The sequence below is a fragment of the Dactylosporangium salmoneum genome (assembly GCF_039532525.1).
Lineage (GTDB): Bacteria > Actinomycetota > Actinomycetes > Mycobacteriales > Micromonosporaceae > Dactylosporangium > Dactylosporangium salmoneum.
Map to the genome: position 1 here is coordinate 99,416 of NZ_BAAARV010000066.1, position 26,888 is coordinate 126,303.

Annotated in this window: 24 protein-coding genes and 2 pseudogenes; 9 read left to right on the forward strand and 17 right to left on the reverse strand. The window is 71.7% G+C overall.

Annotated elements, in window-relative coordinates:
- Positions 1 to 91 precede the first annotated feature (91 nt).
- The 3 genes from phoH2 to ABD352_RS33770 form a co-directional block, all read right to left on the reverse strand.
- A complete protein-coding gene (phoH2, locus tag ABD352_RS33760) occupies positions 92 to 1,372 on the reverse strand; it encodes an RNA 5'-3' helicase PhoH2 (RefSeq protein ID WP_344616626.1) in 1,281 nt (426 codons plus the stop codon).
- A 531-nt stretch (positions 1,373 to 1,903) separates the two neighbouring features.
- Positions 1,904 to 2,674 carry an isoprenyl transferase gene (locus ABD352_RS33765; RefSeq protein WP_344616580.1) on the reverse strand — a complete coding sequence of 257 codons (771 nt, stop codon included), beginning with the start codon at positions 2,672 to 2,674 and terminating at the stop codon, positions 1,904 to 1,906.
- A gap of 129 nt (positions 2,675 to 2,803) precedes the next feature.
- A complete protein-coding gene (locus ABD352_RS33770; RefSeq protein ID WP_344616581.1) occupies positions 2,804 to 4,630 on the reverse strand; it encodes a phosphoenolpyruvate carboxykinase (GTP) in 1,827 nt (608 codons plus the stop codon).
- Positions 4,631 to 4,920: 290 nt separating this feature from the next.
- Here ABD352_RS33770 and ABD352_RS33775 point away from each other — a divergent pair, with 290 nt between their 5' ends.
- Both ABD352_RS33775 and ABD352_RS33780 read left to right on the forward strand, forming a co-directional pair.
- Positions 4,921 to 5,397, forward strand: a complete 477-nt coding sequence (locus tag ABD352_RS33775; RefSeq protein WP_344616582.1) for a GtrA family protein — start codon at positions 4,921 to 4,923, stop codon at positions 5,395 to 5,397.
- 97 nt (positions 5,398 to 5,494) lie between these two features.
- The gene (locus ABD352_RS33780; protein ID WP_344616583.1) at positions 5,495 to 6,109 is read left to right on the forward strand and encodes a GtrA family protein; all 615 of its coding nucleotides are present in this window, start codon (positions 5,495 to 5,497) and stop codon (positions 6,107 to 6,109) included.
- Positions 6,110 to 6,131: 22 nt separating this feature from the next.
- On the opposite strand, the gene ABD352_RS33785 is transcribed toward ABD352_RS33780, so the two are convergent.
- On the reverse strand, positions 6,132 to 6,671 hold the full coding sequence (locus ABD352_RS33785; RefSeq protein WP_344616584.1) for a PH domain-containing protein: 540 nt from the start codon (positions 6,669 to 6,671) through the stop codon (positions 6,132 to 6,134).
- A gap of 68 nt (positions 6,672 to 6,739) precedes the next feature.
- On the reverse strand, positions 6,740 to 7,573 hold the full coding sequence (locus ABD352_RS33790) for a biotin--[acetyl-CoA-carboxylase] ligase (protein ID WP_344616627.1): 834 nt from the start codon (positions 7,571 to 7,573) through the stop codon (positions 6,740 to 6,742).
- Between the two features lie 34 nt (positions 7,574 to 7,607).
- Between ABD352_RS33790 and ABD352_RS33795 the strand changes: the two genes are divergently transcribed.
- Positions 7,608 to 9,203 carry an acyl-CoA carboxylase subunit beta gene (locus ABD352_RS33795; protein ID WP_425553750.1) on the forward strand — a complete coding sequence of 532 codons (1,596 nt, stop codon included), beginning with the start codon at positions 7,608 to 7,610 and terminating at the stop codon, positions 9,201 to 9,203.
- 32 nt (positions 9,204 to 9,235) lie between these two features.
- Here the strand turns inward: ABD352_RS33795 and ABD352_RS33800 are convergent, their stop codons facing one another.
- Positions 9,236 to 11,092, reverse strand: a complete 1,857-nt coding sequence (locus ABD352_RS33800) for a serine/threonine-protein kinase (protein WP_344616585.1) — start codon at positions 11,090 to 11,092, stop codon at positions 9,236 to 9,238.
- A 63-nt stretch (positions 11,093 to 11,155) separates the two neighbouring features.
- On the reverse strand, positions 11,156 to 13,303 hold the full coding sequence (locus tag ABD352_RS33805) for a prealbumin-like fold domain-containing protein (RefSeq protein ID WP_344616586.1): 2,148 nt from the start codon (positions 13,301 to 13,303) through the stop codon (positions 11,156 to 11,158).
- Positions 13,304 to 13,469: 166 nt separating this feature from the next.
- Here ABD352_RS33805 and ABD352_RS33810 point away from each other — a divergent pair, with 166 nt between their 5' ends.
- Positions 13,470 to 13,655 (forward strand): acyl-CoA carboxylase subunit epsilon, encoded by a 186-nt coding sequence (locus tag ABD352_RS33810; protein WP_344616587.1) that lies wholly within the window; start codon positions 13,470 to 13,472, stop codon positions 13,653 to 13,655.
- Positions 13,656 to 13,842: 187 nt separating this feature from the next.
- Here ABD352_RS33810 and mscL read toward each other — a convergent pair.
- A pseudogene (gene mscL, locus ABD352_RS33815) lies at positions 13,843 to 14,127 on the reverse strand (large conductance mechanosensitive channel protein MscL); the annotation flags it as partial.
- A 38-nt stretch (positions 14,128 to 14,165) separates the two neighbouring features.
- Here mscL and ABD352_RS33820 point away from each other — a divergent pair.
- Both ABD352_RS33820 and ABD352_RS33825 read left to right on the forward strand, forming a co-directional pair.
- The gene (locus ABD352_RS33820) at positions 14,166 to 14,777 is read left to right on the forward strand and encodes a Maf family protein (protein ID WP_344616588.1); all 612 of its coding nucleotides are present in this window, start codon (positions 14,166 to 14,168) and stop codon (positions 14,775 to 14,777) included.
- Positions 14,774 to 15,433, forward strand: coding sequence for an O-methyltransferase (locus tag ABD352_RS33825; RefSeq protein ID WP_344616589.1), 660 nt, complete (start codon positions 14,774 to 14,776; stop codon positions 15,431 to 15,433). The genes ABD352_RS33820 and ABD352_RS33825 overlap by 4 nt, the downstream gene beginning before the upstream one ends.
- Before the next feature lie 174 nt (positions 15,434 to 15,607).
- Here the strand turns inward: ABD352_RS33825 and ABD352_RS33830 are convergent, their stop codons facing one another.
- From ABD352_RS33830 to ABD352_RS33845, 4 genes are all read right to left on the reverse strand, one after another.
- On the reverse strand, positions 15,608 to 16,774 hold the full coding sequence (locus ABD352_RS33830) for an MFS transporter (protein WP_344616590.1): 1,167 nt from the start codon (positions 16,772 to 16,774) through the stop codon (positions 15,608 to 15,610).
- Between the two features lie 57 nt (positions 16,775 to 16,831).
- Entirely contained in the window at positions 16,832 to 17,587 is a 756-nt protein-coding gene (locus ABD352_RS33835; RefSeq protein ID WP_344616591.1) for an ABC transporter permease, read from the reverse strand.
- Positions 17,588 to 17,590: 3 nt separating this feature from the next.
- Positions 17,591 to 18,544, reverse strand: a complete 954-nt coding sequence (locus tag ABD352_RS33840; protein ID WP_344616592.1) for an ATP-binding cassette domain-containing protein — start codon at positions 18,542 to 18,544, stop codon at positions 17,591 to 17,593.
- 82 nt (positions 18,545 to 18,626) lie between these two features.
- Positions 18,627 to 19,262 carry a PadR family transcriptional regulator gene (locus ABD352_RS33845; protein WP_344616593.1) on the reverse strand — a complete coding sequence of 212 codons (636 nt, stop codon included), beginning with the start codon at positions 19,260 to 19,262 and terminating at the stop codon, positions 18,627 to 18,629.
- Between the two features lie 111 nt (positions 19,263 to 19,373).
- Between ABD352_RS33845 and ABD352_RS33850 the strand changes: the two genes are divergently transcribed.
- Positions 19,374 to 21,119 carry an acetyl/propionyl/methylcrotonyl-CoA carboxylase subunit alpha gene (locus tag ABD352_RS33850; protein WP_344616594.1) on the forward strand — a complete coding sequence of 582 codons (1,746 nt, stop codon included), beginning with the start codon at positions 19,374 to 19,376 and terminating at the stop codon, positions 21,117 to 21,119.
- Positions 21,120 to 21,137: 18 nt separating this feature from the next.
- On the opposite strand, the gene ABD352_RS33855 is transcribed toward ABD352_RS33850, so the two are convergent.
- From ABD352_RS33855 to thrS, 5 genes and pseudogenes are all read right to left on the reverse strand, one after another.
- A complete protein-coding gene (locus tag ABD352_RS33855) occupies positions 21,138 to 21,479 on the reverse strand; it encodes a YbjQ family protein (protein ID WP_344616595.1) in 342 nt (113 codons plus the stop codon).
- Positions 21,480 to 21,572: 93 nt separating this feature from the next.
- Positions 21,573 to 22,607, reverse strand: a complete 1,035-nt coding sequence (locus tag ABD352_RS33860; protein WP_344616596.1) for a hypothetical protein — start codon at positions 22,605 to 22,607, stop codon at positions 21,573 to 21,575.
- Positions 22,604 to 23,116, reverse strand: coding sequence for a SigE family RNA polymerase sigma factor (locus ABD352_RS33865; RefSeq protein WP_344616597.1), 513 nt, complete (start codon positions 23,114 to 23,116; stop codon positions 22,604 to 22,606). The genes ABD352_RS33860 and ABD352_RS33865 overlap by 4 nt, the downstream gene beginning before the upstream one ends.
- Positions 23,117 to 23,176: 60 nt before the next feature.
- Positions 23,177 to 23,794 (reverse strand): DUF3152 domain-containing protein, encoded by a 618-nt coding sequence (locus ABD352_RS33870; protein ID WP_344616598.1) that lies wholly within the window; start codon positions 23,792 to 23,794, stop codon positions 23,177 to 23,179.
- Between the two features lie 146 nt (positions 23,795 to 23,940).
- A pseudogene (gene thrS, locus ABD352_RS33875) lies at positions 23,941 to 25,176 on the reverse strand (threonine--tRNA ligase); the annotation flags it as partial.
- Positions 25,177 to 25,359: 183 nt separating this feature from the next.
- Between thrS and ABD352_RS33880 the strand changes: the two are divergent.
- Together ABD352_RS33880 and ABD352_RS33885 are read left to right on the forward strand one after the other, a co-directional pair.
- The gene (locus ABD352_RS33880) at positions 25,360 to 26,172 is read left to right on the forward strand and encodes an Fpg/Nei family DNA glycosylase (protein WP_344616599.1); all 813 of its coding nucleotides are present in this window, start codon (positions 25,360 to 25,362) and stop codon (positions 26,170 to 26,172) included.
- Positions 26,172 to 26,687 carry a 2'-5' RNA ligase family protein gene (locus tag ABD352_RS33885; RefSeq protein WP_344616600.1) on the forward strand — a complete coding sequence of 172 codons (516 nt, stop codon included), beginning with the start codon at positions 26,172 to 26,174 and terminating at the stop codon, positions 26,685 to 26,687. Before ABD352_RS33880 ends, ABD352_RS33885 begins: the two co-directional genes overlap by 1 nt.
- Positions 26,688 to 26,888: the final 201 nt, after the last annotated feature.

Genomic DNA, 26,888 nt, shown 5'->3' on the forward strand with positions numbered 1-26,888 from the left:
CTAGTGCATGAGCGGGTGAGAACCCAAACGCTACCTTCTGTGACGTTAATCACGGCACAATTCGGATAAAAATCCTCAACTTGGTCCTCTGCTACCTCTCAAACGGCAGGTCTTCCAACAGATCTGTGACGACCTCGGCGATCGGAGAACGCTCCGAACGGGTGAGTGTGACGTGTGCGAAGAGCGGATGGCCCTTGAGGGCCTCGATCACCGCGGCGATGCCGTCGTGCCGGCCCACCCGGAGGTTGTCACGCTGCGCAACGTCATGCGTGAGTACCACCCGCGAGTTGCTGCCGATGCGGGAGAGCACGGTGAGCAACACGCCCCGCTCCAGCGACTGGGCCTCGTCGACGATCACGAACGCGTCGTGCAGGCTGCGACCGCGGATGTGGGTCAGCGGCAGCACCTCGAGCATCCCGCGGGCCGCGACCTCCTCCATCACGTTGTCGTGCACCAGCGCGCCCAGCGTGTCGAAGACGGCCTGCGCCCACGGGGACATCTTCTCGGCCTCGCTGCCGGGCAGGTAGCCCAGCTCCTGGCCGCCGACGGCGTACAGCGGCCGGAAGACGATGACCTTCTTGTGCTTGCGCCGCTCCATGACCGCATCGAGGCCGGCGCACAGCGCGAGCGCGGACTTACCGGTGCCGGCCCGCCCGCCCAGCGACACGATCCCGATCGACTCGTCCAGCAGCAGGTCCAGGGCCACGCGCTGCTCGGCCGAGCGCCCGCGGACCCCGAAGGCCTCCCGGTCGCCCCGGACCAGCCGCACCGACTTGTCCACGCTCACCCGGCCGAGCGCGGAGCCGTTCGGCGAGGAGAGCACCAGCCCGGTGTGCACGGGCAGGTCCCCGGCGCCGTCGAGGTCGACGGCCTCCCCGGCGTACAGCCGCTTGACCTCGGTCTCGCTGATGCCCAGCTCGACCATGCCGGTCCAGCTGTGGTCGGCGGTGGGCCCCGGCTGGTACTCGTCGGCGGCCAGGCCCACGGAACCGGCCTTGACCCGCAGCGGCATGTCCTTGGTGACCAGCAGGACGTCCTTGCCCTCGGCCTGCAGCGCGAGCGCGACGGCGAGGATGCGCGCGTCGTCGGTCTCGGCCCGGAACCCGGTGGGCAGGACGTGCTGGTCGGCGTGGTTGAGCTCGACCCGCAGCGTGCCCCCGGCGTCGGTCAGCGGCAGGGGCTCGTCGAGCCGCCCGTGCTTGGCGCGCAGCTCGTCGAGGAAGCGCAGCGAGCGCCGCGCGAAGTAGCCCAGCTCGGGGTGGTGCCGCTTGCCCTCCAACTCGGAAATGACGACCAGTGGCAGCACGACGTCGTGCTCTCCGAAGCGCAGGAACGCCCCGGGATCGGACAGCAAAACCGAGGTGTCGAGCACGAAGGTGCGCCGCTGGGGAACGGGGGCCTCCTCGGCCTTCTTGCGGGTGCGGCGGACGGCCTTGACGGGCGCTGGCGCCGGCTCCGAGGAGGTTGAGTTGGAGGAGTCTGCTGAGGGACTACGGCGAACGGTCACGGGATCTCCGGGGACGGGCACCTCGCCGCCCGCACTCGCGTCCTCCGACGCCCGCACGGGGTCGGGTGCTTGGCCCCGTGGCTTCACTGTGTTCGCTCGGTCCGGGCCTCGGATGGCCGGGAAAGCCCCTGCCACAGCAATGACGCTATCCGGTACGAGCAAAATCCACTAGAGCTGTCCTGTCACCCACTGGCACCGACTGCTCACTGCCGATGGACGACGCGACGCGCCCCCATGCCGTGCAATGGGCCGGACGGCATTTTACTGACATAAACCGACAAGTCAGGCGGCAAGCGGCGCATTTGTACCCCGGCAGGCGACAAGGGGCATAAATCCGACATGCCGCGCCGCGCGGTGCCCGATATGCCGTGAATCAGCCGAACGGGTGGAGGGCGGTCAGGCGCCGTAGCGGCGCTGGCGGTTGGCGTACGAGCGCAGGGCCCGCAGGAAGTCGGTGCGGCGGAAGCTCGGCCAGTGCACGTCGGCGAAGTAGAACTCGGAGTGGGCGCTCTGCCACAGCAGGAAGCCGGAGAGGCGCTGCTCCCCCGAGGTACGGATGACCAGGTCCGGGTCGGGAAGGCCGCGGGTGTACAGGTGATCCGAGATGTGGTCGACGTCCAGGATCTCGGCCAGCTCCTCGATCGACGTGCCGGCCTTGGCGTGCTCGTGGAGCAGCGAGCGCACGGCGTCGGCGATCTCGCGGCGGCCGCCGTAGCCCACGGCCAGGCTCACCTGGGCGCCACCGGCGCGGTCGAGCGTCTTCTCCTCGGCCGCCTTCAGGGCGTGTGCGGTGGCGCTGGGCAGCAGGTCCAGGGCGCCGACGATGCGCAGCTGCCACGGGTTGCGCTCGGCGGCGAGATCCGCGGAGAGGCTCTCGATGATCCGCAGGAGCGGGTCGAGCTCCTGCGCCGGGCGGGAGAGGTTGTCGGTCGAGAGCAGCCACAGGGTGACGTGCTTCACGCCCGAGCCGTCGCACCAGCGCAGCAGCTCCTTGATGCGCTCGGCGCCGACACGATGGCCGTCGTTCGGATCGACGTAGCCCATCTCACGCGCCCAGCGGCGGTTGCCGTCGACGATCACGCCGACGTGGTGCGGCTTCGGCTTGCCGAGAAGCCTCCGGGCGAGACGCTTCTCGTACAGCGAATAAACCAGGTCACGCAAGCCCACGGCTGGAAAGACTAGCGACCTCCCGGGCGAAGCGACACCGTGAGCCGGGCACCGGACAGTACCGAAACAGTAAACGCAGCAGGCGGCCGGTCGGTGGACAGACCGGCCGCCGAGCTGCGGTTATGGGGCTCAGGCGGCGCCGAGGCGGGCCCGCAGCGCGTCGAGTTCGGCCCAGAGAACGCCGGGCAACTTCTCACCGAACTTTTCGAACCACGCCGCGATCTGGGGCAGTTCCTCGCGCCACTCGTCCGGGTCCACCCGCAGTACCGCCGCCAGATCCTCGGCGTCGAGATCGAGCCCGGACACGTCGAGCGAGCCGGGCGCCGGAACGGCCCCGATCGGGGTCTCGACGGCGTCGGCCGTGCCCTCGATCCGCTCGACGACCCACTTCAGCACCCGCGAGTTCTCGCCGAAGCCCGGCCACAGGAAGCGGCCGTCCTCGCCGCGGCGGAACCAGTTCACGTAGAAGATGCGGGGCAGCTTCGACGGGTCGCCGTCCATGCCCTTGCCCATCGCGATCCAGTGCGCGAAGTAGTCGCCCGCGTGGTAGCCGATGAAGGGCAGCATCGCCATCGGGTCGCGGCGCACGACGCCGACCTGGCCGACCGCCGCGGCCGTCGTCTCGCTGGAGAGCGTGGCGCCGAGGTAGACGCCGTGCACCCAGTCCCGGGCCTCGGTGACCAGCGGGATCGTCGTTTTGCGCCGGCCGCCGAAGAGGATGGCGTCGATCGGCACGCCGCGGGGGTCGTCGTACTCCGGGGCAAGGATCGGGCACTGGCTGATCGGCGTGCAGAAGCGCGAGTTCGGGTGCGACGACGGATCGTCCGACGCCGGCGTCCAGTCCCGGCCCCGCCAGTCGGTCAGGTGAGCCGGCGGCTCGCCCATGCCCTCCCACCAGATGTCGCCGTCGTCGGTGAGGGCCACGTTGGTGAACACCGAGTTGCCCCGGGCCAGCGTGCGCATCGCGTTGGGGTTGGTCTTCCAGTCGGTGCCGGGCGCCACGCCGAACAGGCCGAACTCGGGGTTCACGGCGTAGAGGCGGCCGTCCTCGCCGAAGCGCATCCAGGCGATGTCGTCGCCGAGCGTCTCGACCTTCCAGCCGGGGATGGTGGGCTCCAGCATCGCCAGGTTGGTCTTGCCGCAGGCGCTCGGGAAGGCGGCGGCGACGTACTTGACCACGCCCTGCGGCGAGGTGAGCTTCAGGATGAGCATGTGCTCGGCCAGCCAGCCCTCGTCGCGGCCCATGACGCTCGCGATGCGCAGGGAGTAGCACTTCTTGCCGAGCAGGGAGTTGCCGCCGTACCCGGACCCGTAGCTCCAGATCTCCCGGGTCTCGGGGAAGTGGGAGATGTACTTCGTGTCGCTGCACGGCCACGCAACGTCCTCGGCGCCGTGCTGCAGGGGTGCACCAACCGAGTGCAGGCAGGGGACGAAGGACGCGTCGGCGCCCATCTTGTCCAGCACGGCCGTGCCCATCCGGGTCATGATCCGCATGGACGCGACCACGTACGGCGAGTCGGTGAGCTCCACGCCGAACATCGGGCTCTCGGCGGTCAGCGGGCCCATGCAGAAGGGGATGACGTACATCGTCCGCCCCTGCATGCAGCCGTCGTACAGCTCCGTCATGCGCCGCTTCATCTCTTCCGGCGCCATCCAGTTGTTCGTCGGCCCGGCGTCGGCCTCGTCGGCCGAGCAGATGAACGTGCGCTCCTCCACGCGGGCCACGTCGGATGGGTCGGTGCGAGCCCAGAACGAGTTCGGGCGGGCGGCGAGGCGCACGAGCGCCCCGCTGTCGACGAGTTCGTCGGTGACGCGGCGCCACTCCTCCTCCGAGCCGTCGCACCAGACCACCCGCTCGGGTCTGGTGAGCTCGGCGACCTCGCGGACCCAGGCGAGCAGCCGGGGGTGGGCGGTCGGCGCCTGATCTAGGCCGGGCACGGTAACCGGGGCAGACATGCGGTGACTCCTCGTGGTCGGCGTTGACCTCGGCGACCCGTTACAACGAGCAGGGCCGCGGGGAAGCCGGAGGGTGCGCGACAGCGCGGCGCGCGATGGGGCAAGCGCGTCGTGCGTTCTCCGGCCGATTTTTCTCAGCGTATGCCGGTCACCCGAGCACGGCACCGCGAGACATTGTGAAAACCTGCACAAACACCGGAGAACTTTCTGACCGCACGCAGGAATTCGCGCGAACTTTTCGCGCTGTGCGCATTACTGCGCAATCGGCCAGGTGCTCTACCCTGACGAAGGTGACCGATCTGGAGTCGCCACCGCACCCGTCGCTGCTGTCCCGGCTTTACGCCCGCTTCGAGGGGCTCGTCCGCGAGCTGGGCAAGTTCGGCACCATCGGCCTCGCGACGTTTGTCGTCGACACCACCGTCTTCAATCTGCTGTACGACCACATGCCCCCGCTCCTCGCCGGCACCGTGTCGATGGCGATCGCGGCGACGCTCGCGTTCCTGGGCAACCGCTACTGGACGTGGCGCGATCGCGCGCGCACCGACCTGCGCCGTGAATACGCTCTGTACTTCCTGTTCAACCTCTGCGGATTGGGTATCGCCCTGGCCTGCCTGTGGCTGAGCCACTACGTGCTCGGGTTCACGTCCCAGCTGGCCGACAACGTCGCCAAGAACGGGATCGGCCTGGTCCTGGGCACGACGTTCCGGTTCCTTTCGTACCGATACGTCGTCTTCCGCAAGCACCCGGAGCCCGAGACCACGGGATGAACCGTCGGGTGAACGTCGGCATGAGCGGAGGGTGACCTGGGGCGCATCCGGCCCTCGGGGAGGGGCGGGACTTGGTCGCTTACCGTAGGGTTGGCAGGTGCGCTTCGCCAGCAGTCTCCGCGACCGTTACGTTCCAGAGCGGTATCGCGCCCTGGCCACCGAGCTGTTCAAGTTCGCGGCGGTCGGCGGGATCAACACGATCATCGACTTCGCCCTCGTCAATGCGCTGCTGTTCATCGGCCCGCTGAAGGCGAAGATCGTTGCGGCGATCGTGGCCACGACCGTCTCCTACGTGCTCAACCGGCAGTGGACCTACGCGCAGAGCGACCGCTCCAGCGTCCGCCGGGAGTACGTGCTGTTCTTCGCCCTCAACGGCGTCGGGCTGCTGATCCAGGAGGCCGTCCTGGCCGTGGCCAAGTACGGGCTGCACTTCAGCGAGGCCAACCCGGGCGACCGGCTGGCCTTCAACATCGCCAACGCCGTCGGCATCGGGCTCGCGATGGTGTTCCGCTTCTGGGCGTACCGCACCTGGGTCTTCAAGACCCCGAGCGGCGAGGAGAGCGAGATCGCGGAGCTCGAGGAGGCCTTCTCCGACGACGCGCCGGTCACCCCGGACGAGCGGCAGATCGAGGCGCTGGAGGCGGCCTTCGCCGAGCCGCCGGCCCCGCGCAAGCACGCCGACGAGCTGGGGACCCCCGCCGCGAAGCGCTGACGCGGGGGCCGGAAGCTTCGGTTCAGTCCTTCTTGATCTCGTGGACGAGGGCCTCGCGGTCGTCGTCGCCGAAGGTGTGCTTCTGCCGGTCCGCGTCGACCAGCTCGTAGAGCACGCTCTGCGTCTTCTCGACGTGCGGCAGGTCGGTGAGCTGCACCTGCCCGCGCTCGCCGGCCGACTCGATGGTCAGCGTGCCGCACCCGAGCATCCGCTCGAAGAGCGAGTGCGAGAACGACACGTCGTTGATGCGCCCCAGCGGGATGTCCCGGCCACTGCGCGAGAAGACGCCGCTACGCATGATCACCCGCTCGTTCGTGAACACGTAGTGGGTGGTCTTCCACTTGATCCACGGCCACACGGTGACCACCAGCATTACCACGACCGCGACGCCGGCCAGGATCAGCAGGACGAGCGCGCTCCAGCCTGTGAAGATCGCCGCCACCGTCACGGCGGCCACGGCCAGAACGGCCCAGACCACCGGCAGGAACAGCGCCTTCCAGTGGGGGTGCAGGTGCAACACCACCTGCTCGTCCTTAGTCAGGACGCTTTCCGGGAACCCCACGCCAACCCCTCCTCGTTCATATATGTCGGAGGTGAGGCTAGACCCTGAATGCCACCCGGCGGCATTGCCTACCCGGACGTATCCAACCTGGCGTGCACGACATCGGCCGCGGCGATCGTGTGCACCTTCTCGAACCGGTCGGCGAGCTGCAGCCGGCCGTCGGCGTCGATGCCGGTCGCAAGGCCCTCCAGCTGCTGCCCGCCGGGCAGCTCGGCCCGGACCCGGCGGCCGATGGTGCCGCAGTGGAAGACGTACGCCTCGCGCAGGCCCGAGGCGTCGGGGTCGCCGGCGTGGTCGCGGAACCTGGCGTACCACTCGGCGAAGGAACGCAGCAGGGCACGCAGGAGCGGATCGCGGTCGCTGACGGCCGCCCCGGCCAGGGCCAGCGACGTGGCGTCGGGGCGCGGCAGCTCCTCCTGGCGCAGGGTGGTGTTGAGGCCGATGCCCACGACCACGGCCCCGTCGGCCGCCTCGGCCAGGATGCCGGCGGTCTTGCGGTCGCCCTGCAGCAACAGGTCGTTCGGCCACTTGAGGTAGGCGTCGATGCGGGCGACCCGGCGCACCGACTCGGCCAGGGCCACCCCGGCCAGCAGCGGCAGCCAGCCCAGCCGGTTCGGCGGCACCTCGGGGCGCAGCAGCACGCTGAGCGCCAGCCCGGCCCGGGCCGGCGACTCCCACTGCCGGCCGAGCCGCCCGCGCCCGGAGCGCTGCCGCTCGGCGACGATCACGAGCCCCTCCGGTGCCCCCTCCCGGGCCGCCGCCGCGACATCGGCGTTCGTCGAACCCGTCTCCGGGACCACGCGCAGGTCGGTCCAGAACCCGCCGGGGACGACCAGGGCCCTGCGCAGGGCCGCCTCCCGCAGCGGAGGGCGATCGAGGTCGGAGTACGCGCCGGTGGAAATGTTCACAGGTCGACCCTATGCCGACGCGAATAGGATGCCGAGGGTGACGATTGAGCAGACTGGTGTCGGGGCTGACATCCACACGACGTCCGGAAAACTCGCCGATCTGGACCGCCGCACCGAAGAAGCGGTCCACGCGGGTTCGGCCCGCGCCGTCGAGAAACAGCACGCGCGCGGCAAGAAGACCGCCCGCGAGCGGATCGAACTGCTGCTCGATCCCGGCTCGTTCGTCGAGCTCGACGAACTGGCGAGGCACCGGTCCACCAATTTCGGGCTGGAGAAGACGCGGCCGTACGGCGACGGCGTCGTCACCGGATACGGCACCGTGGAGGGCCGCCAGATCTGCGTGTTCGCCCAGGACTTCACGGTCTTCGGCGGCAGCCTCGGCGAGGTCTTCGGCGAGAAGATCGTCAAGGTCATGGACCTCGCCATGAAGATCGGCTGCCCGATCGTGGGCATCAACGACTCGGGCGGCGCGCGCATCCAGGAGGGCGTCGTCTCCCTGGGCCTGTACGGCGAGATCTTCTTCCGCAACGTCCGCGCGTCGGGCGTCATCCCCCAGATCTCGCTGATCATGGGCCCCTGCGCCGGCGGCGCCGTGTACTCCCCCGCCGTCACCGACTTCACCGTGATGGTCGACCAGACCTCGCACATGTTCATCACCGGCCCCGACGTCATCAAGACCGTCACCGGCGAGGACATCGAGTTCGAGGAGCTCGGCGGCGCCCGCACGCACAACACCAAGTCGGGCAACGCGCACTACCTCGCCGCCGACGAGGACGACGCCATCGACTACGTGCGCGCGCTGCTGTCCTACCTGCCGGCCAACAACATGGACGACGCCCCGGTCGTGCCCGCGCCGGCCGACCTGGAGGTCACCGACGAGGACCGGGCGCTCGACTCCGTCATCCCGGACTCGGCGAACCAGCCGTACGACATGCACACGGTCATCGAGTCGATCGTCGAGGACTTTCTCGAGGTACAGCCCCTCTTCGCGCAGAACATCCTCGTCGGCTTCGGCCGCGTCGAGGGCCACCCGGTCGGCGTCGTGGCCAACCAGCCGATGCACTTCGCGGGCTGCCTGGACATCGACGCCTCGGAGAAGGCGGCCCGCTTCGTGCGCACCTGCGACGCCTTCAACATCCCGATCCTGACCTTCGTCGATGTCCCGGGCTTCCTGCCGGGCGCCAGCCAGGAGTGGGACGGCATCATCCGCCGCGGCGCCAAGCTGATCTACGCCTACGCCGAGGCGACGGTACCGAAGGTCACGGTCATCACCCGCAAGGCCTACGGCGGCGCGTACGACGTCATGGGCTCCAAGCACCTGGGCGCCGACCTCAACTTCGCCTGGCCGACCGCTCAGATCGCCGTGATGGGCGCCCAGGGCGCGGTGAACATCCTGTACCGCCAGGAGCTGCGCGAGGCCTCCGACCCGGCCACCCTGCGCGCCGAGCTCGTGCAGGAGTACGAGGACACGCTGGCCAACCCGTACGTCGCGGCCGAGCGGGGCTACGTGGACGGCGTGATCCCGCCGTCGACGACCCGCGTCGAGATCGTGCGGGCGCTGCGCCTGCTGCGCACCAAGCGCGAGACCCTGCCCCCGAAGAAGCACGGCAACATTCCCCTGTAGGCGGCCCGGCCCCGCCCGCCGGCGCCTTCGCGTCAGGCGGGCCGGGGCTGGAACGAGACCTTGATGATGCCGTAGATCTGCTGGACCGGCGCGGAGTCCCACATGTCGGCGGGGCACTCCCAGTAGATGGCGTGGCCCAGGTTGGGGCGGATGCGGCAGCCCAGGTTCGACACGCGCATGTGGCCCTGGGACGAGTCGTAGTACCACTGCCAGTCCGCGCACGCGCCCAGGTAGCCGTTCACGTCCTCGATGTGGATGCGGACGTAGTTGGCCAGCTTGGACTTCCGGGTGCGCTCCTGGTCCGCCCAGTCCGCCTTCGGGTCGCCCAGCGGCGGGGTGAGCGTCGTGTCGAAGCCGACGCGCATGCGCGGGTCCGTGTTGCTGACGTAGTAGATCATCGACGGAGAGGTCTCGTGCGGGACCGGATACCAGCCGATCGGCAGGCCGACCCGCCAGCCCCACTCCTTGTTCTCCACCCACTCGTAGCCCGGCGGTAGCTGGACCACGTCCCGGCCGATCGAGCCCTGCACCACCGGGGACGGGGTCGCGCTCGCCGACGGCGCGATCGACGCGGGGACGGAAGGCGCCGGCGACGCCTCCTGGGACACGCGGTCCGGGGGCGGGGCGGGGTCCGAGCTCGACAGGAACAGCGCGGCCGCCACCACCAGGCCGAGCACGGCCACCACGGCGGCGATCCAGCGCCAGCGCTGCGCCGGGGGGACGGTCCGGTCCAGCCCGTCGTCGACGGAGTTCAGCGCGACCAGATCGGAGTCGGCGGCCGGGTCAACGGCGGCGCTGCCCGTGGGCCGGCCCGGGTACTCGATGCGCGGGGAGGCGCCCGGGTCAACGGCGGCGCTGCCCGTGGGCCGGCCCGGGTACTCGATGCGCGGGGAGGCGCCCGGCAGGCTGGCGATGGCCTCGGGCGAGAGGTCGGAGGCGGCGGCCGGCGCGGCGCTCACCGGGGCGACCGGGCCGAGGGGGACGTTGCGCAGGGAGCCGCGGGAGTGCCCCTCCCGGGACCGGCGGGGGCGCGGCAGCGGCGGCATCGACCACGACCAGCCGCGGCCCTCCCCCGCGGCGGCCCGCTCCAGCAGCCGCTCGGTCTCGGCCACGCCGGCCCGGGCCTTCGGGTCCTTGCGCAGCAGCGCGTTCAGGACCGGCTTCAGCACGCCGGCCCGGACCGGCGGGTCGGGCTCCTCGGTGGCCAGGGCGGTCAGGGTGGCGTACGTCGTCGAGCGCGCATACGGCGACCGCCCCTCGACGGCGGCGTACAGCGTGGCCCCTAGCGACCACATGTCCGACTCCGGCCCGGAGGTGCCCTCGCGGGCCCGCTCCGGCGAGATGTACTGCGGCGAGCCGAGGATCAGCCCCGGCCGCGTGACGGCCCCGTCCCCGCCCTCGAAGACGGCCAGCCCGAAGTCGGTGAGGACGACCCTTCCCGTGTCGGCCAGCAGGACGTTGCCCGGCTTGACGTCGCGGTGCAGCACGCCGGCGGCGTGCGCGGCCTTGAGGGCGCCGAGGACGGCCAGGCCGATGCGTGCCACCCGCTCGGGCGGCAGCGGCCCGTCGTCGGTGATCACCTGGTGCAGCGAGCGCGACGGGACGTACTCCATGACGATCCACGGCGTCTGCTCGGTGTGCACGACGTCGTAGATCCGCACGACGTTGGCGTCGTTGAGGCGGGCCGCCGCGCGGGCCTCGCGCAGGGTGCGCAGCCGCAGCTCGTCGCGCTCCTGCTGGGTCAGGCTCTCCGGCGGGATGACCTCCTTGACGGCCACGTCCCGGCGCAGCACCTCGTCGCGGGCGAGCCACACCCGGCCCATGCCACCCGCGCCGAGCGACTCGATCAATCGGTAGCGCTCGGCGATCAGTGCCTTGGGCTGCGTCATCACCAAGAAAGTTACCGAACCCGCGCACCTGCGAAAAACCCCGGATTCGGTGAAGATCGTGCGTCAGTCCGCGCGCGAGCGAAGCACCATGATCAAGAGGATGAGCAGGCCGATACCGACCAGGCCGGCGCCGATGAGGGCAACCGGCAGGACCCGGAAGGTATCGAGGACCTTCTGCTGGGTCGGGCCCGTGTCGGCGGTGGTGAACGTCACTGTCACGGTGACGGCGTACTCCTGCGTGTCGGCCGCCGCGTTGTCGGCCCCGATGTCGACCACGCCCGGCATGGTGAGGCGGGGCCCGCCCGGCGCAGGATCGACGATCGCGACGACGTCGACCTCGGCACCCTTGGCGGCCGGCGCCACGGGCTGCTGCACCGTGCACTTCGTCGGGCCCAGGAAGCCCAGCGGCGTGGGCAGCTGGGCCTCGCCGTTGTCGTCGGCGGCGAGCACCACCCGGCCGGTCGAGCCGTCCTCGCAGTCGATGTCGAGCACGACGGCACCGGCCCGCCCGCCGACGTTGCCGGCGAAGCGCACCGTGACCTGCAGCTGGCGGGCCGGCTCGAAGATGTACGTGGCCGTGCACTTCGCGGACGCGGCGCCGGCGCTCAGCGGTACCACGTCGGCCCCCACGTTCGGCATGTCCTGCGCCTCCCCCGGGTCGCAGGCGAAGGAGCTCAGCCGCCAGCTGCCGTCCACGGTGGAGACCGGCGGCACCGGGGTGACCAGGTACTCCCCGAACGGCAGCGCGCCGGGCACGTCCCCCTGGGCCAGCGCCGCGATCCCGAGCCCGGTCGTGGTCGCCACCCCGGACCAGCCGGGCACGCCCTGGGTGCGCGGTGTGACCGCGAAGGACGCGGCCCCGGTGCCGCCGACGGTGACCCCGCGCAGCTCCAGCGCGCCGGCCTTGCGGCTGACCCGCAGCGCGCAGTCGGCCGGGGCGTCGGTGGTGACGGTGACCGTGACGGTCATGTTGTCGGGCTTGAGCTCCTTGTCACCGCAGCCGGCGCCGGCGAGCTTCCAGGCCGCGGCGTCGCCGGCCGGTGGGGTCAGCGTCACCGCGTACGCCCCCGGGAGCAGCAGGCTCAGGTCGGACCCGGTCGCCACGGCCGCCGAGCCGTCGCCCGCGGCGGTCGCGCTGAGCTGGCGGGGCGAGCCGCCGGCCGGGTCGGCGACCGCGAGGCTCCAGGCGCCGCCGGGGCTGTCGGAGTACAGCCGCAGCGTCATCCCGGCCGGGGACGGCGGCGGGTCGAAGGTGAACGTGCACGTGACCGTCTCGCCGGGGGCCAGCGTGACCGTGGCCTGGCCGCTCGGCACGTCGGTGGTGGTCAGGCTCTGCCCGGCGCCGCTCTTGGCGCAGCCGAGGTCGGCGAGCGTCCAGCCGGCCGGCGGGTGGGCCACGACCGTGCCGGGCCGGCCGCCGGAGCTGCGCACGAACGTGGCGTCGGTCGCGGTGTCCACCACGACCCGGTGGTCGGCGGCGTAGCTGGGGCTCGCGTCGAAGGCGAAGAGCTGCGGGTAGCCGGGCGCTCGGGTGGTGCGGGCCCGCACGACGAGCGTCCCGGTGGGCTGGGCGCCCTTGACGTAGTAGGCGAAGCAGAAGACGTGCCGGGCGCCGCTGGGGAAGCCGATCCACTGCACGTTGCCGCCGCTGTGCCCGTCCAGCGCGCAGCGCAGCGCGCCGAAGCCGTAGCCGGCCTGGCCCGACTGCGCCCCCGACATCAGCGGGTCGCCGGGGGTGCCGCCCTGTGCCCACAGCTGGTGGCGGGCGGCCAGCTTGGCCTGCTCGTCGGTGAGCACGACGGTGACCGCGCCGTCGATGGTCTTGCCGGTCTTGTTGCCGGTGCGGTCCAGCAGCGGCACAGCGGCGGCGGTCGGCCCGGAGCCGGTCGCCGCCGTGGTGACGTTCGACAGCGCGCCCTTCTTCTCCTGGCCGCTGCCCAGGGCGAACTGCCAGCCGTTGAGCGCCGCGCAGCCGGACGAGTTGGCCGCCTCGACCGCCGGGTCGACCTCCTCGCCGTCGCGGTAGGCGCTGTCGATGCCGACCGGCGCCGCGTTCTCGGCATGGTCGTCGCGCACCCGGTTGCCCATGACGCTCTGGTAGTTCTGGCAGGCCCGGGCCACGAAGGTGATCTGGTAGTGCAGCGAGGCGGATACGGACGCCGGCTGCTCGCCCTCCCGCGCGAAGGCGGGAGTGGCGCCGGCCGCGAGCACGGAAGCGAAGAGTATCGATATTAGAGCGCATATTGGACGAACTCGGACGTTTGTCAATGCGCCCCCCAATTCGCCATCGACTCCCGTTCCAGTCGAGTATGCGCTGCCAGGGTGTGCGTATGCTCGCAGGACGGCAACGTTTCGCGAACATGTGCGGGAGGCTGACATGTCGGAAGAGCCGCTGTTCCGGGTGGTGCGCGGCACGCCGACCGCCGAAGAGGTGGCGGCGATCGTGGGCGCCCTCTTCAGTCTCGCGCCGACGCCTCCGGCTCCGGTGGCACCGCGCTCGCGCTGGGCGCGGAGCGCTCGTCCGGGTCGTCCCCGGCACTGGCGCGCCGTCGCGGGATCGTGATCGGCGGCAGCGTCGGCCACTTGCGGGCCTCGCGCTCGCGCTGCAGCCGCTCCGCCTCCTCCGGGCCGGGCAGGTCGGCGACCAGCTGCTGACCGCAGGAGCGGCAGGTCAGCGCGCCGGACGGGATGCGGTCCAGGCAGTAGGGGCAGGGGCGCGACTCCAGCGAGCGGCCCCGCTCCACGCCGATCAGCGTCATCAGCTTGATCACCACGAACAGGCCCGCCGCCAGCAGCGCGAACTGCAGCATGTCGTTGAGGAACTGGCCGTACTTGATCGGCGTGTGGTGGATCGTGACGGCCAGGTTCTTGAAGTCCGGCTCGCCCACCACGGCCGCGACCAGCTGCAGGAACAGGTTGGTCACGAAGGACTGGACCAGGGTCGCGAACGCCGTGCCGATGATGAAGCCGAGCGCCAGGTCGAGGACCGAGCCCCCGATGGCGATGGCCTTGAACTCCGCCCAGAGCTTGCGCACGCGCTGATGGTACGGACCATTCGCTAACGTTGCGTCGCGTGAGAACCTTCATCCTCGCCTCCGCCAGCCCCGCCCGGCGCCGCCTGCTCACCCACGCCGGCATCGATCCCCAGGTCGTCGTCAGCGGCGTCGACGAGTCGGTGATCGAGGCGGGCGACGCGGCGACCCTGGCCGGCACGCTCGCCGCCCTCAAGGCCCGGGCCGTGCTCGCCTCCGTCACCACCACCGACGCGCTCGTCCTCGGCTGCGACTCGGTCCTCGCGTTCGACGGCGAGATCCTCGGCAAGCCGGGCAGCGCCGGCGAGGCCACCGCGCGCTGGAAGGCGATGCGCGGCCGCTCCGGCGTGCTGCACACCGGCCACTGCCTGATCGACGTCGCGACCGGCGAGGCCGCCGAGGCCGTCGTGGCCACGACCGTGCACTTCGCCGAGCCCGACGACGACGAGATCGCCGCCTACGTGGCCTCGGGCGAGCCGCTCGAGGTGGCCGGCGCGTTCACCATCGACGGGCTGGGCGGCGCGTTCGTGGCCGGCATCGAGGGCGACCACACGAACGTGGTCGGCCTCTCGGTGCCGACGCTGCGGCTGCTGCTGGCGCGCCTCGGCGTTCCCATCACGTCGCTGTGGACGCGCGGCAGGATGGACCCATGACGAGACAGACGCTCGTGCTGACCGAGCAGCTGCGCGACTACGTCGTGGCCAACGGCAGCACGCCCGACGAGATCGTGCGGGACCTCATCGAGGAGACGGCCCGCGTCCTGCCCGGCGAGGCCGGCATGCAGATCGCACCGGAGCAGGCGGCGTTCATGACGCTGCTGACCCGCATCGCCGGCGCCCGGCAGGCGCTGGAGATCGGCACGTTCACCGGCCTCTCCTCGATCGCGATCGCCCGCGGCCTGGCCGAGGGCGGGCGGCTGACCTGCCTCGACGTGTCGGAGGAGTACACCGGCATCGCGCGGCGCTACTGGGCGCGGGCCGGGCTGACCGACCGCATCGAGCTGCGCCTCGGCCCGGCCGCCGAGACCCTGGCCCAGCTGCCCGGCGAGCCGCACCTGGACCTCGCGTTCATCGACGCCGACAAGACCGGCTACCCCAGGTACTGGGAGCTGCTCGTCCCGCGCATGCGCCCGGGCGGCCTGATCCTGATCGACAACGTGCTGCGCCACGGGCACGTGGTGGACCCCTCGCCGGACGACGCGGGCACGGTCGCCATGGTCGCCTTCAACCGCAGCGTGCTGGAGGACCCGCGGGTCGAGTCCGTGCTGCTGCCCATCGCCGACGGACTGACCATCGCCAGACGCTTGTAAGAGCAATTTCGGGACTCCGGTCCGTGCAACCAGGGACCGTTGCTGCCGTCAGCGCCCGGTCTGGGTCGATCGCAGCGAAGCCCTATCGAGCCAGACTGGGCGAGTCGGTCGGGCCTGGCGGCCCTCCCTGCCAGGCCCACGGTGCCAAGAGCCTGCGCCCCAGCCCGACGACGCTCACCCGGCCCGCGGGGCCAGGGTCAGGCGGTCCAGCCGGGCGATCGCCAGGGCGGACAGGAGCGCGAAGGCGGGCACCAGGAGGAAGGCCGAGTGCGGCCCGACCCGGTCGGCGAGCGCGCCGAGCGCGAACGGCGCGACGGCGAACGCGATGCCGACCGCGAACGACGCTCGGGCCGCGGCCAGGTCCGGCTGGCCGTCGGAGTGGGCCAGCGCCAGGCCGATCCCGAGCGGGTAGTGCAGCCCCATCCCCAGCCCGGCCACGACCAGCCCGGCCATCGCCAACGCCGCCTGGGTCGCGACCCAGAAGAGCGCGAACCCGGCGAGCGTCACCGCGAGCGCGGCCAGCAGCGTCCGGGTCGGCCGGAAGAGCAGCACCAGCCGGCTGCCCAGCAGCCGGCCGAGCACCATGCCGGCGATCAGCGTCGAGACCGCGGCGGTGGCCACGCCGGCCGAGACGTGGGCGTGGTCGCGCAGCACGTCGCTGCCCCACAGGGTCAGGCAGATCTCGATCGAGCCGGTGGCGAAGAGGCTGGCCAGCGCCAGCGGGAAGGTCCGCGGCAGCGGCCGGTGCGGCGCGTGCGCGCCGTTCGGGCGGGCCGGCTCCGGCGGGCGGACCGCCGCCGTGCGGGCGTACCAGGCCACGGCCAGCACCGGCAGGACGACCAGGACGAGCCCGGAGCGCCAGCCCCACCCGGCCGCGAAGGTCGCGCCGACGATCAGCGGCGCGATCACCCCGACCCCGGCCGCGGCCGCGTTGGCCTCGCTGATGGCGGCGGGCGCGGCGGTGCCGTGGTGGTCGGTGATCGCCGCGTTGATCGCGTTGACCGCCATCGAGCCGCCCAGGCTGCCCAGCAGCGCGCAGGCGAGGGTCAGCGCGATGTGGTGGGCCGCGAACATGCCGATCGCGGCGAGACAGACCAGCCCCAGCCCGCCCCAGATGAGCCGGTGGCGGCCGAGCCGGCGGGTCAGCATCGGCAGGACCGCGCCGCCGAACACGCCCCCGGCGGCGAACGCGGTGCCGTGCAGGCTCGTGAGGGTCCGGCTGACGTGGAACTCGTCGCGCAGGAGCGGCGCGACCGGCCCGAAACCGTAGAGGAAGTACACCCAGAGGGCCAGCTGGACGTACATCACCCAGGTGAGGCGGTCACGAACGAGTCTCGGCACCCCCGCACGCTGTCACGGCCCCTCCCGTAGCGGAAGGGGCCGTTCCAGTGACGGTCGTTACCGGACGCCCTTGGCGAAGGCCCGGGACGCCCAGACCACGGTGACCACCGTCAAACCGCCGATGACCACCGCGGCCTGCCACACCGAGTCCGCGCCGGGGTGGCCGTCGAAGAGCGCGCGCACCCCGTCGACGGCCCAGGAGAACGGGTTCCAGTCGGAGACGGTCTTCAGCCACTTCGGCGCGAAGGTCAGCGGCAGCAGGATGCCGGCGGTCAGCAGCAGCGGCTGCGAGATGGTGTTCAGCAGCGGCGCCAGCGCGTCCTCGCTGCGCAGCTTCAGCGAGATCGCGTAGGAGAACGCCGACAGCATCAGCGAGATCACGGCCATGAGGGCGAACGCGGCCAGCATGTCCAGCACGTTGACCTTCAGCCCGAAGGCGACCGCGATGAGCACGATGAGCAGCGCCTGGAACAGCAGCGACACGACGTCGCGCAGCGAGCGCCCGACCAGCAGGGCGAACCGGCTGACCGGCGTGACCCGGCTGCGCTCGATGACCCCGGCCCGCAGCTCGGCGATGAGCCCGAAGCCGGTGAACAGCGAGCCGAACATCGCCAGCAGCACCAGCAGGCCCGGCACGAAGAGCTTGTAGGCGTCGGCGTTGGAGCTCACGCCCAGGGCCGGCTTGAGCAGCGGGGCGAACAGCAGGAGGTAGAACAGCGGCTGGATGATCCCGACGATCAGCCAGACCGGGTTGCGCAGCATGAGCTGCATCTGGCGCTGGAAGACCAGCCAGGTATCGCGGAAGAATTTCATCGCTCAGCTCTCCCTCAGGGAACGGCCGGTCTTGGTGAGGAACACGTCGTCGAGGCTCGGCCGGTGCAGCTCCATCTCGCCGAGCGTCACGCCCGCGTGGTCGAGCAGGCGCAGGATGTGCGGGATCGCGGTGGCGCCGTCCGTGACGTACAGCCGCAGACGCCCTTCGACCCGCTCGATGTTGCTCACGTAGTCCTGGTTGGTCAGCAGCCCCTCGGCCGTCTCCAGGCTCCCGTTGACGCCGACCGTGACCACGTCCCCGGCGACCTCGCGCTTGAGCGCGTCCACGGTGCCCTCGGTGACGATCTCGCCGTGGTCCATGATCGCGATCCGGTCGCACAGCGCGTCGGCCTCGTCGAGGTAGTGGGTGGTGATGAAGACGGTCATCCCCTCCTCGCGCAGCCGGCGCACCTCGTCCCACATGTGGGCGCGGCTCTGCGGGTCGAGCCCGGTGGTCGGCTCGTCCAGGAAGACGACCTTGGGGTCGTGGATGATGCCGAGCGCGATGTCGACCCGGCGGCGCTGGCCGCCCGAGTACGTCTTGCAGCGCCGGTCCGCGTACTCCGTCAGCTGGAACGCGTCCAGCGCCCGGACCGCCCGGCGCTGCGCGTCGGACTTCGAGATGCCGTAGTACCGCGCCTGGAGCACCAGTTCCTCGCGCGCGGTGCTCTCGTCCCAGGTGCTGCCGCCCTGGGCGACGTAGCCGATGCGGCGGCGCACCTCGCCCGGGTCCTTGAGCAGGTCGGCGCCGGCGATGCGGGCCTCACCGCCGTCGGGCGTGATGAGCGTGGCGAGCATGCGCAGCGTGGTGGTCTTGCCGGCGCCGTTCGGCCCGAGAAACCCGTAGATCTCCCCGTCCTTGACGGAGAGGTCGACGCCGCGCACGGCCTCGACGACCTTCGTCTCGCGACCGGCGCGGGAGCGGAAGGACTTCCGCAGCCCCCTCGTCTCGATCATGTCCGTCTCCCCTGTCTGGTGTATCAGCAGGGAGACCATAACGCGATATAGTTTTGGCGGTCAAGTTTTAGTATGTCGCGTACTACTCGTCCTCGTCGTCGACGGGCTCGCCGTACTCGGCCCGGATCGCCCTGCGCCAGTCCTCCGCGTTGGTGCCGTCGCCCTCCTCGTTGACGTGCCAACCCTCTCCGGCCTCGATCCGCGCGGCGATGTCGTGGCACCAGCGGGCCTCCGCCTCGCAGCGGGCCATGGTGAGCTCGAACTGCCAGCCGACGTGCGGCGGCTTGTACTGCGTCCACTCCTCGGAACTATCGCGATAGGTTGCGTTCCAGCCCTCGAGCAGCCGGGCCCGGGCCCGCAGCGCGCCCACCGCCTCCGCCCGCGGCAGCTCCGGCAGGAACGCGAACGCCGCCAGGAACGGGTCGGTCGGCTCCTGGTACTCCCACCAGTACTTGCGCAGCATCGCCTGGTACTCCGCGGTGCCCTCCGGCGTCAGCCGGTACTGCGTGCGGGCCGGCCGGTTGTTCACCTGCTCGGTGCCGACCTCGGCGAGCAGTCCCTCCTCGGACATCTTGCGCAGGGCGTGGTAGATCGACCCCGGCTGCACGTTGGCCCAGCTCTCGACGTGCCAGCTGAGCAGTTCCCTGCGGATGTCGTACCCGTGCACCGGCTGCAGGTAGGAGATCAGGCCGAGGATGAGAAGACGCGTAGTGGACACGACACAAGCGTAATAGGAAAACTTGACTAGTACGTTGAGTGACTTTGTTGGCAAGAACGGCTTCAGAGGGTGGGCATAGACTCCGGAGTGGTCGACCGAAGGAGCGTTCAGGTGCGCAAGGTACTCATCGCCAACCGGGGCGAGATCGCCGTCCGCGTCATCCGGGCCTGCCGCGACGCGGGTCTGGCGAGCGTGGCCGTCTATGCCGACTCGGACCGCGACGCCTTGCACGCCCGCCTCGCCGACGAGTCCTACGCCCTCGGCGGCGACACGGCCGCCGACTCCTACCTGCGCATCGACAAGCTGATCGACGCCGCGGCGAAGTCGGGCGCGGACGCCGTACACCCGGGCTACGGCTTCCTGTCGGAGAACGCCGACTTCGCCCAGGCCGTCATGGATGCCGGGCTGACCTGGATCGGCCCGACCCCGCAGGCCATCCGCGACCTCGGCGACAAGGTGACGGCCCGCCACATCGCCCAGCGTGCCGGCGCCCCGCTGGTCCCCGGCACGCCGGAGCCGGTCGCCGACGCCGCGGAGATCGTCGCCTTCGCGGAGGAACACGGGCTCCCGGTGGCCATCAAGGCCGCCTTCGGCGGCGGCGGCCGCGGCCTGAAGGTCGCCCGCACCCTGGAGGAGATCCCGGCCCTGTTCGAGTCCGCGACGCGGGAGGCCGTGGCCGCCTTCGGCCGCGGCGAATGCTTCGTGGAGCGCTACCTGGACAAGCCCCGCCACGTCGAGGCCCAGGTCCTGGCCGACCAGCACGGCAACGTCATCGTCGTGGGCACCCGGGACTGCTCCCTGCAGCGGCGCCACCAGAAGCTGGTCGAGGAGGCCCCCGCACCCTTCCTCACGGACGCCCAGCGCAGCCAGATCCACGAGTCGGCCAAGGCCATCTGCCGCGAGGCCGGCTATCACGGCGCCGGCACGGTGGAGTACCTCGTCGGCAACGACGGCACCATCTCCTTCCTCGAGGTCAACACCCGCCTCCAGGTGGAGCACCCGGTGAGCGAGGAGACCACCGGCATCGACCTGGTCCGCGAGCAGTTCCGCGTGGCCGACGGCGAGAAGCTGCGCTTCGACGCCGACCCCACCCCGCGCGGGCACTCCATCGAGTTCCGCATCAACGGCGAGGACCCGGGCCGCAACTTCCTCCCGGCCCCCGGCGCGGTGACGGTGCTGACCCTCCCGACGGGCCCCGGCGTCCGGGTGGACACGGGCATCGAGTCCGGCAGCGTGATCGGCGGCAACTTCGACTCCCTGCTGGCCAAGCTCATCGTCACCGGCGAGACCCGGGAGCAGGCCCTGGAGCGCGCCCGCCGCGCCCTCGACGAGATGGTCGTGGACGGCATGGCCACCGCCCTGCCCTTCCACCGCAAGGTCGTCCGCGACCCGTCCTTCACCGACGCCCCCTTCCGGGTCCACACCCGCTGGATCGAGACGGAGTGGACCAACGACGTCCCGCCGTTCACGGCCCCGGCGGGCGCCCTGTCCGACCCGGACCCGCGCACGACGGTGGTGGTCGAGGTGGCGGGCAAGCGCCTGGAGGTGACCCTCCCGGCCGGCCTGTCCTCGGCTTCGTCCGCCGCCGCTCCCGCCCCCGCGAAGAAGCGCAGCGCGGCCAAGAAGCAGTCGGCCGCGGCCGGCGGTGACGCCCTGACCAGCCCCATGCAGGGCACCATCGTGAAGATCGCCGTGGCGGAGGGCGACGAGGTCAACGAGGGCGACCTGATCGTGGTGCTGGAGGCCATGAAGATGGAGCAGCCCCTGAACGCCCACAAGTCGGGCAAGGTCACGTCCCTGGCCGCCCAGGTGGGCGAGGTCGTCTCGGCGGGGACGGTCGTCGCCGAGATCAAGTAGCCGCCGTCGGCCGGCCGGTCAGGCCGCCGCGTGGGCGCCGGTCCGGGCGTTGACGGGGACGGCGACCACCGCGGTGCCGTACGCGCACAGCTCCACCCACGTGTTGGTCACGTCGCGGTGGTCGAAGCGCATGCCGACGATGGCATTGGCGCCGCGGTTCTCCGCGGCCTGCACCATCTGCCCCACCGCGCGGGAGCGGGTCTGCACCAGGAATTGCGACATGTCCTGGCCCGGGCCGCCCTCCGTGGATCTGATCCCCGCGGCGAACGGGTTTCGCGAGGTGGGCACCACCCCCAGCACCTCTCCGAGTACGTGCGTGATCTCGTACCCGGGGAGGCCCTCAGTCGTTACTACCAGCACGAAATGATCGTATGCAGATATATGTGGCTTCGGGGCGATCTGGCCCGAATCATCCGATCCCTGACCCGAGCCTCCGGCCCGGAGTAGCCCGCCTCAGCCCCGGCTCACCTCGGCGGCCCGCGTCACCGTGATCGCCGCCGCGAAGCGGAGCAGCTCGTCCTGCGGCAGCGACGCCTTCGGGGCGACCTGCAGCAGCAGCGAGTGGCCGTCGCCGGTCGGAACGCGCAGGAACTGCACCTCCGAGGTCGTCGTCAGCCAGGCGGTGCGCTCGCCGACCTTCACCCGGGCGGCGGGCACGTCCCCGGCGGGCGGCTCGGTGGCGGGCGACTCGTCGAGCATGATGGCGATCTTGTTGTCGTAGGCCTCGTCCGGCTCTACCCCGGGAGGACAGAACGTCACCGCCGCGGCCGAGATGTTGTCGACGGTCCAGCCGGCGGGCATGAGGCCGAACGCGAACGGGGACGGGGAGGACAGCGCGCCCGGCTGCACGGCGTCGGCGTACGCCACCAGGTCGGACTCCGGCGGCGCCGGGTTCATCCGCAGGGTCAGCCACGTCGTGGGGGTGGGCTGCCAGACCAGCGTGCGCTGCAGGTCCGTGTACGGCACGCCGGGATCGTCGTCCGAGTAGCGCCACTCGTAGAGGGTCGCCGGCCGGCCTTGGACCTTGGACTGGGTGGCGACCGCCTTCGAGGTCGGGGCGGCGGGGTCGGCGTCCAGCAGAGTCAGGGCGGCGGTGCCGTCCTTCAGCCGCTGCAAGGCCGTCGGGTGGCCGCCGGCGAGCATGACCGTCGGGGCGCCGTAGGCCGCGGAGGGCGTGAACGGGAACGTGATCGCGGCGGGCACCGTCGCGGGAACGAGCGCGGGGGCGGCCGACGGCGAGGCCGCGACGGCCGGAGGGGCGGCGACGACGCCGTCGTGGGGATCGCCGGAGCGCAGCGCGAAGGGCAGCGCCAGACCCAGGCTGACCAGCACGGCGGCGCCGGTGGAGACGGACGTGAGAAGGGTCCGGCGGCCGCGGCGGGCCGACTCGGTGGTGACGGTGGAGAGCATGGCGGCGCCGGGCGGCGCCTCGGCGGCGTGCATCCGCAGGGCCTCGCGGAGCCGGTCCTCGATGTCGTCGGTGTTCATGGCTTGCCTCCCGGCGCGGGGGCGGGGTCCCTGGTCGTGGCCAGGGCCGCCCGGAGCTTCTGCAGGGCGTGGAACGCGTGGACTCGAACGGTCGAGGCGGAGCAGCCCAGCAGGCGGGCGATCTCCGCGTCGGGGAGGTCCTCGTAGTACCGCAGGACCATGACGGCGCGCTGGGAGCGCGGCAGGGTGGCGAGCAGGGACCACATCGCGTCGGTCTCGTCGACGCGGCCGGTGGCGTCGGCGGCGACGGCGTCGGGCGGATCGGCGACCGGCCGTTCGGCGAACGAGCGGCGCCGGCGCCAGGTGAGGTACTGCCGCAGGATGGCCTTGCGCACGTACGGCTCCGGCCCCTCCGCGCTGACGATGCCCGACCACCGCCGATGCGCCCGCACCAGGCCCTCCTGGGTCAGGTCCTCGGCCAGGTGGCGGTCGCCGGTCAGCAGGTACGCGAAGCGCAGCAGCGCCGGCGACCGGCCGAGCACGAACTCGGTGAACTCGACGCCACTCATAGGCCTCCCCATCGCGCGGACGATCCCAATCGCCTAGACGAGAGGCGAGGGCCGGAGCGTTTACGGGTCGCGCGGAGTTGGGTCGTCGTACTGGCCCGAGCGGCCGGCGTACGCCCTGCCGTCGACGATCGGCCAGGCGTTGGCCACGCAGCTGTGCAGGCCGAGGGTCTGCTGCTGCATCACGGGCGCCGGGCGGCCGGGGCCGGGGCACAGCTCATGGCCGTGATAGAGCCGATGCCCGGTCTCGTGATTGATGACGTACTGCCGATACGTCACCAGATCGGCACCGTATTCGGGCACCCCGCGGACCCAGCGGGCCACGTTGACGACGACGCTGTCGCCGTTGCGGCAGCTCGTGTACCGGTCGTAGGAGCTGTGGCAGAGCACGTCCCGGGTCGCCGGGGTGGCCAGGTAGATGGTGAAGTCGAAGCGCTCCCCCGCCCCGGCCCGCCGCAGTCGCCACTGCCCCGTCCCCGGCCAGCTGCGCGGGTCGGCGAAGACGGCCTCGACCGCGTCGGCGAACCCGGCGGCCGAGATCCCGGCGATGTCCTGCTCCACCGCGATGCGGTACGCCAGCAGCTGCCCGGCGGCCCCGGCGACCGGCCCGCCGGTGGGCGCGTACTCGTAGCCGCCGTGCCCGGCCGCGGGGTAGGTGATCGGCGGGATGGCGGCCGTCATGGCCGGACGGGAGGCGGACGCCGACGGCGCTTCCAGAGACGCGGACGCGGACGCCGCCGGCGCTTCCGGAAACGCATCCGCGGGGGGCGCGGAGCACGCGGCCAGGCAGAGCACCGCGAGCCCCGCGCCGAGAACACGAAGGACACTCACACGGGGACAGACGAGCCTTCCGCGACCGGACGTTTAGGGCTGCCGCAGGCGGATTCCAGCAATGCCAGCGCGGAGGCGACCGGCAGCGACGAGACCGAGCCGTCCCGCGAGCGCAGGGAGACGGAGCCGGAGGCCAGCTCGTTCGCCCCCAGGACGGCCACGAACGGCACCCGGCGCAGCGACGCCTCGCGGATGCGCGCGGCGAGGCTCCCGGAGTACGACTCCTGCACCCGGAGCCCGATCGCGCGGCACTCGTCGGCGAAGGCCCGCCCGGAGGCCTCGCCGACCGGGAGCACCTCCACCTGCACGGGCGCGAACCAGGCCGGGAACGCCCCGTCGTGCACCTCGATCAGGTGCGCGAACAGCCGCTCCATGCTCCCGGCCGCGCTGCGGTGCACCATGACCGGGCGGCGCCGGGACCCGTCGGCGTCCACATAGGACAGGTCGAAGCGGGCCGGCATGAAGTAGTCGACCTGGACGGTGGCGAGGGTGCTCTCCCGGCCGGCGTAGTCGCGCAGCTGGATGTCGACCTTCGGGCCGTAGAACGCGGCCTCGCCCTCGGCCTCCACGTACGCGACGCCGGCCGCCTCCAGTGCGCCGCGCAGCACGGCGGTCGCGCGGGCCCACATCGGCGGGTCGTCGACGTACTTCGGCCCCTCCCCGCGCAGCGAGAGCCGCCACGACGCGGGCTCGAACCCCAGCGCCGCGTGCGCCTCCTGCATGACCCGCAGCGCGGCCAGGATCTCGGCCTCGACCTGGTCCTCGGCGCAGAAGACGTGGCCGTCGTTGAGCGAGATGGCCCGCACCCGGGAGAGGCCACCGAGCACGCCGGAGCGCTCGGCGCGGTACTGCCCGCCGATCTCGCCGACGCGCAGCGGCAGCTCGCGGTAGGAGCGCCCGCGGGCGGCGAACACGGCCGCGTGGTGCGGGCACAGGCTGGGCCTGAGCACGAAGACGTCGTCGTCGCCGAGGGCCATCGGCGGGAACATGTCGTCGGCGTAGTGCGGCAGATGGCCGGACCGGTAGTACATCTCCGCCTTGGCCAGGGGCGGGGAGTACACGTGCTGGTAGCCGTGCCGGCGCTCGAGATCGAGCAGGTACTCCTCGACCGCCCGCCGCGCCGCCGCGCCCCGGGGCAGCCAGATCGGCAGCCCGGCGCCGACGAGCGGGTCGGAGTGGAAGAGCTCGAGCTCGCGGCCGAGCTTTCGGTGGTCCTGCATGACGGACTCCTTGACTTGGCGGAGCGCGCGTCGGGGGCCACAAAAAAGCTCCGGAGCGCAACGCCCCGGAGCGAAGAATGCTGACGTCGATCAGCGCCGCCGGGGAAGGCCCGGCGTCGTCGTGGACAGTGCGCTGCGACTCACGCCCGCAAGAATAGCGCGGCGCCGCGCCGGGCCGCCGGGTATAAATGCCCGGTGCCCGAAGGTCACACCATCCACCGCCTCGCCGAGCGCCACCGCAAGCTCTTCGCGGGCCGTCCGGTCGCGGTCTCCAGCCCGCAGGGCCGCTTCGCCGCCGACGCGCTGCGCGTGGACGGGCGCGTGCTGGAGGACACCTCCGCCCACGGCAAGCACCTGTTCCACCACTACGAGGACGGCCCGACGATCCACGTCCATCTGGGTCTGTACGGCAAGTTCTCCGACGGCGACGGCCAGCCCCCGGCCCCCGTCGGCGAGATCCGCATGCGGATGGCCAACGGCGAGCACTGGCTCGACCTGCGCGGCCCGGCCGCCTGCGAGCCGCTCGACCCGGCCCAGCTGGATGCCCTGCGCGCCCGCCTCGGCCCCGACCCGCTGGACGACGGCAGCGACGGCGGGTCGGCGTACCGCATCATCAAGGACTCCAGCCGCCCGCTCATGGCCCTGCTCATGGACCAGTCCGTGGTCGCCGGGGCCGGGCTCATCTACGTGACCGAGTCCCTGTTCCGGGCGGGCCTGCCGCCGACCACGCCGGGCACGAAGCTGAGCCGGCGCAAGTGGAACGAGATCTGGCAGGACCTGCGGGTCCTGATGCGGGCCGGGGTGGCCGAGGGCCGCATCGACACCGTCCACAGCGCCCACACCCCGGAGGCGATGGGCCGCCCGCCGCGCGTCGACCGGCACGGTGGCGAGGTCTACGTGTACCGCCGCACCGGGCAGCCGTGCCTGGTCTGCGCCACCCCGGTGCGCACGGCGCAGCTGAACGCCCGCAACGCCTACTGGTGTCCCCGCTGCCAGAAGGCCCGCTGATGGTCGCTTCGGTCGAGATGTACCTCGACGAGCGCTCCTCCCGGCGCATCCGGGTGCTGTGGGACCAGCTGGAGGAGCTGGGGGTCCAGTCGCTGCGCACCCCGCATGACGGCCGGCACCGCCCGCACGTGACCCTGGCCGTGGCCCGGCAGCTCGACCCGCACGCGGTCGCCGAGGCCCTCGCCGGCGTGCGGGTGGCCGAGCCGTTGCGGATCAACTTCCAGTACGCGGGGGTCTTCGTCGGCCGCGTGGTCTTCCTCGGCCCGGCACCGACTCCGGAGCTGGTCGCCCACCAGGCTCACGTTCACGGGCTGCTGACCGCGGCCGGTATGGCGTCGCTGCCGCTCTACACGCCGGGCGAGTGGATTCCGCACTCGACCGTGTCGATGCGGGTGCCCCGGCCGCTGCTGACCGAGGCGCTGCGCCGCTGCCTGGAGTCCCTGCCCATCGAGGCCACGGTGACGCGCGCGGCCGTCGCCGACTACGCGCGGGACATCTTCCACGAGATCCCCTGACCGGCACGTTTACGAAATATCCGGCGCCGGGGCGCCGGATATTTCGGACTTATCACGATTTTTCGTGCCAGACGTAGCGGTTCGCCCCGAACTTCGAGGCGTGGACCGGCGACCGCCGCTCAGGCCGCGAGGGGAGCTTCCGCACGCAGGTCCGGCCGCCCGCCCGGTGAGGCTGCGCGGCAAGCAACCCGCTTTCCGCGC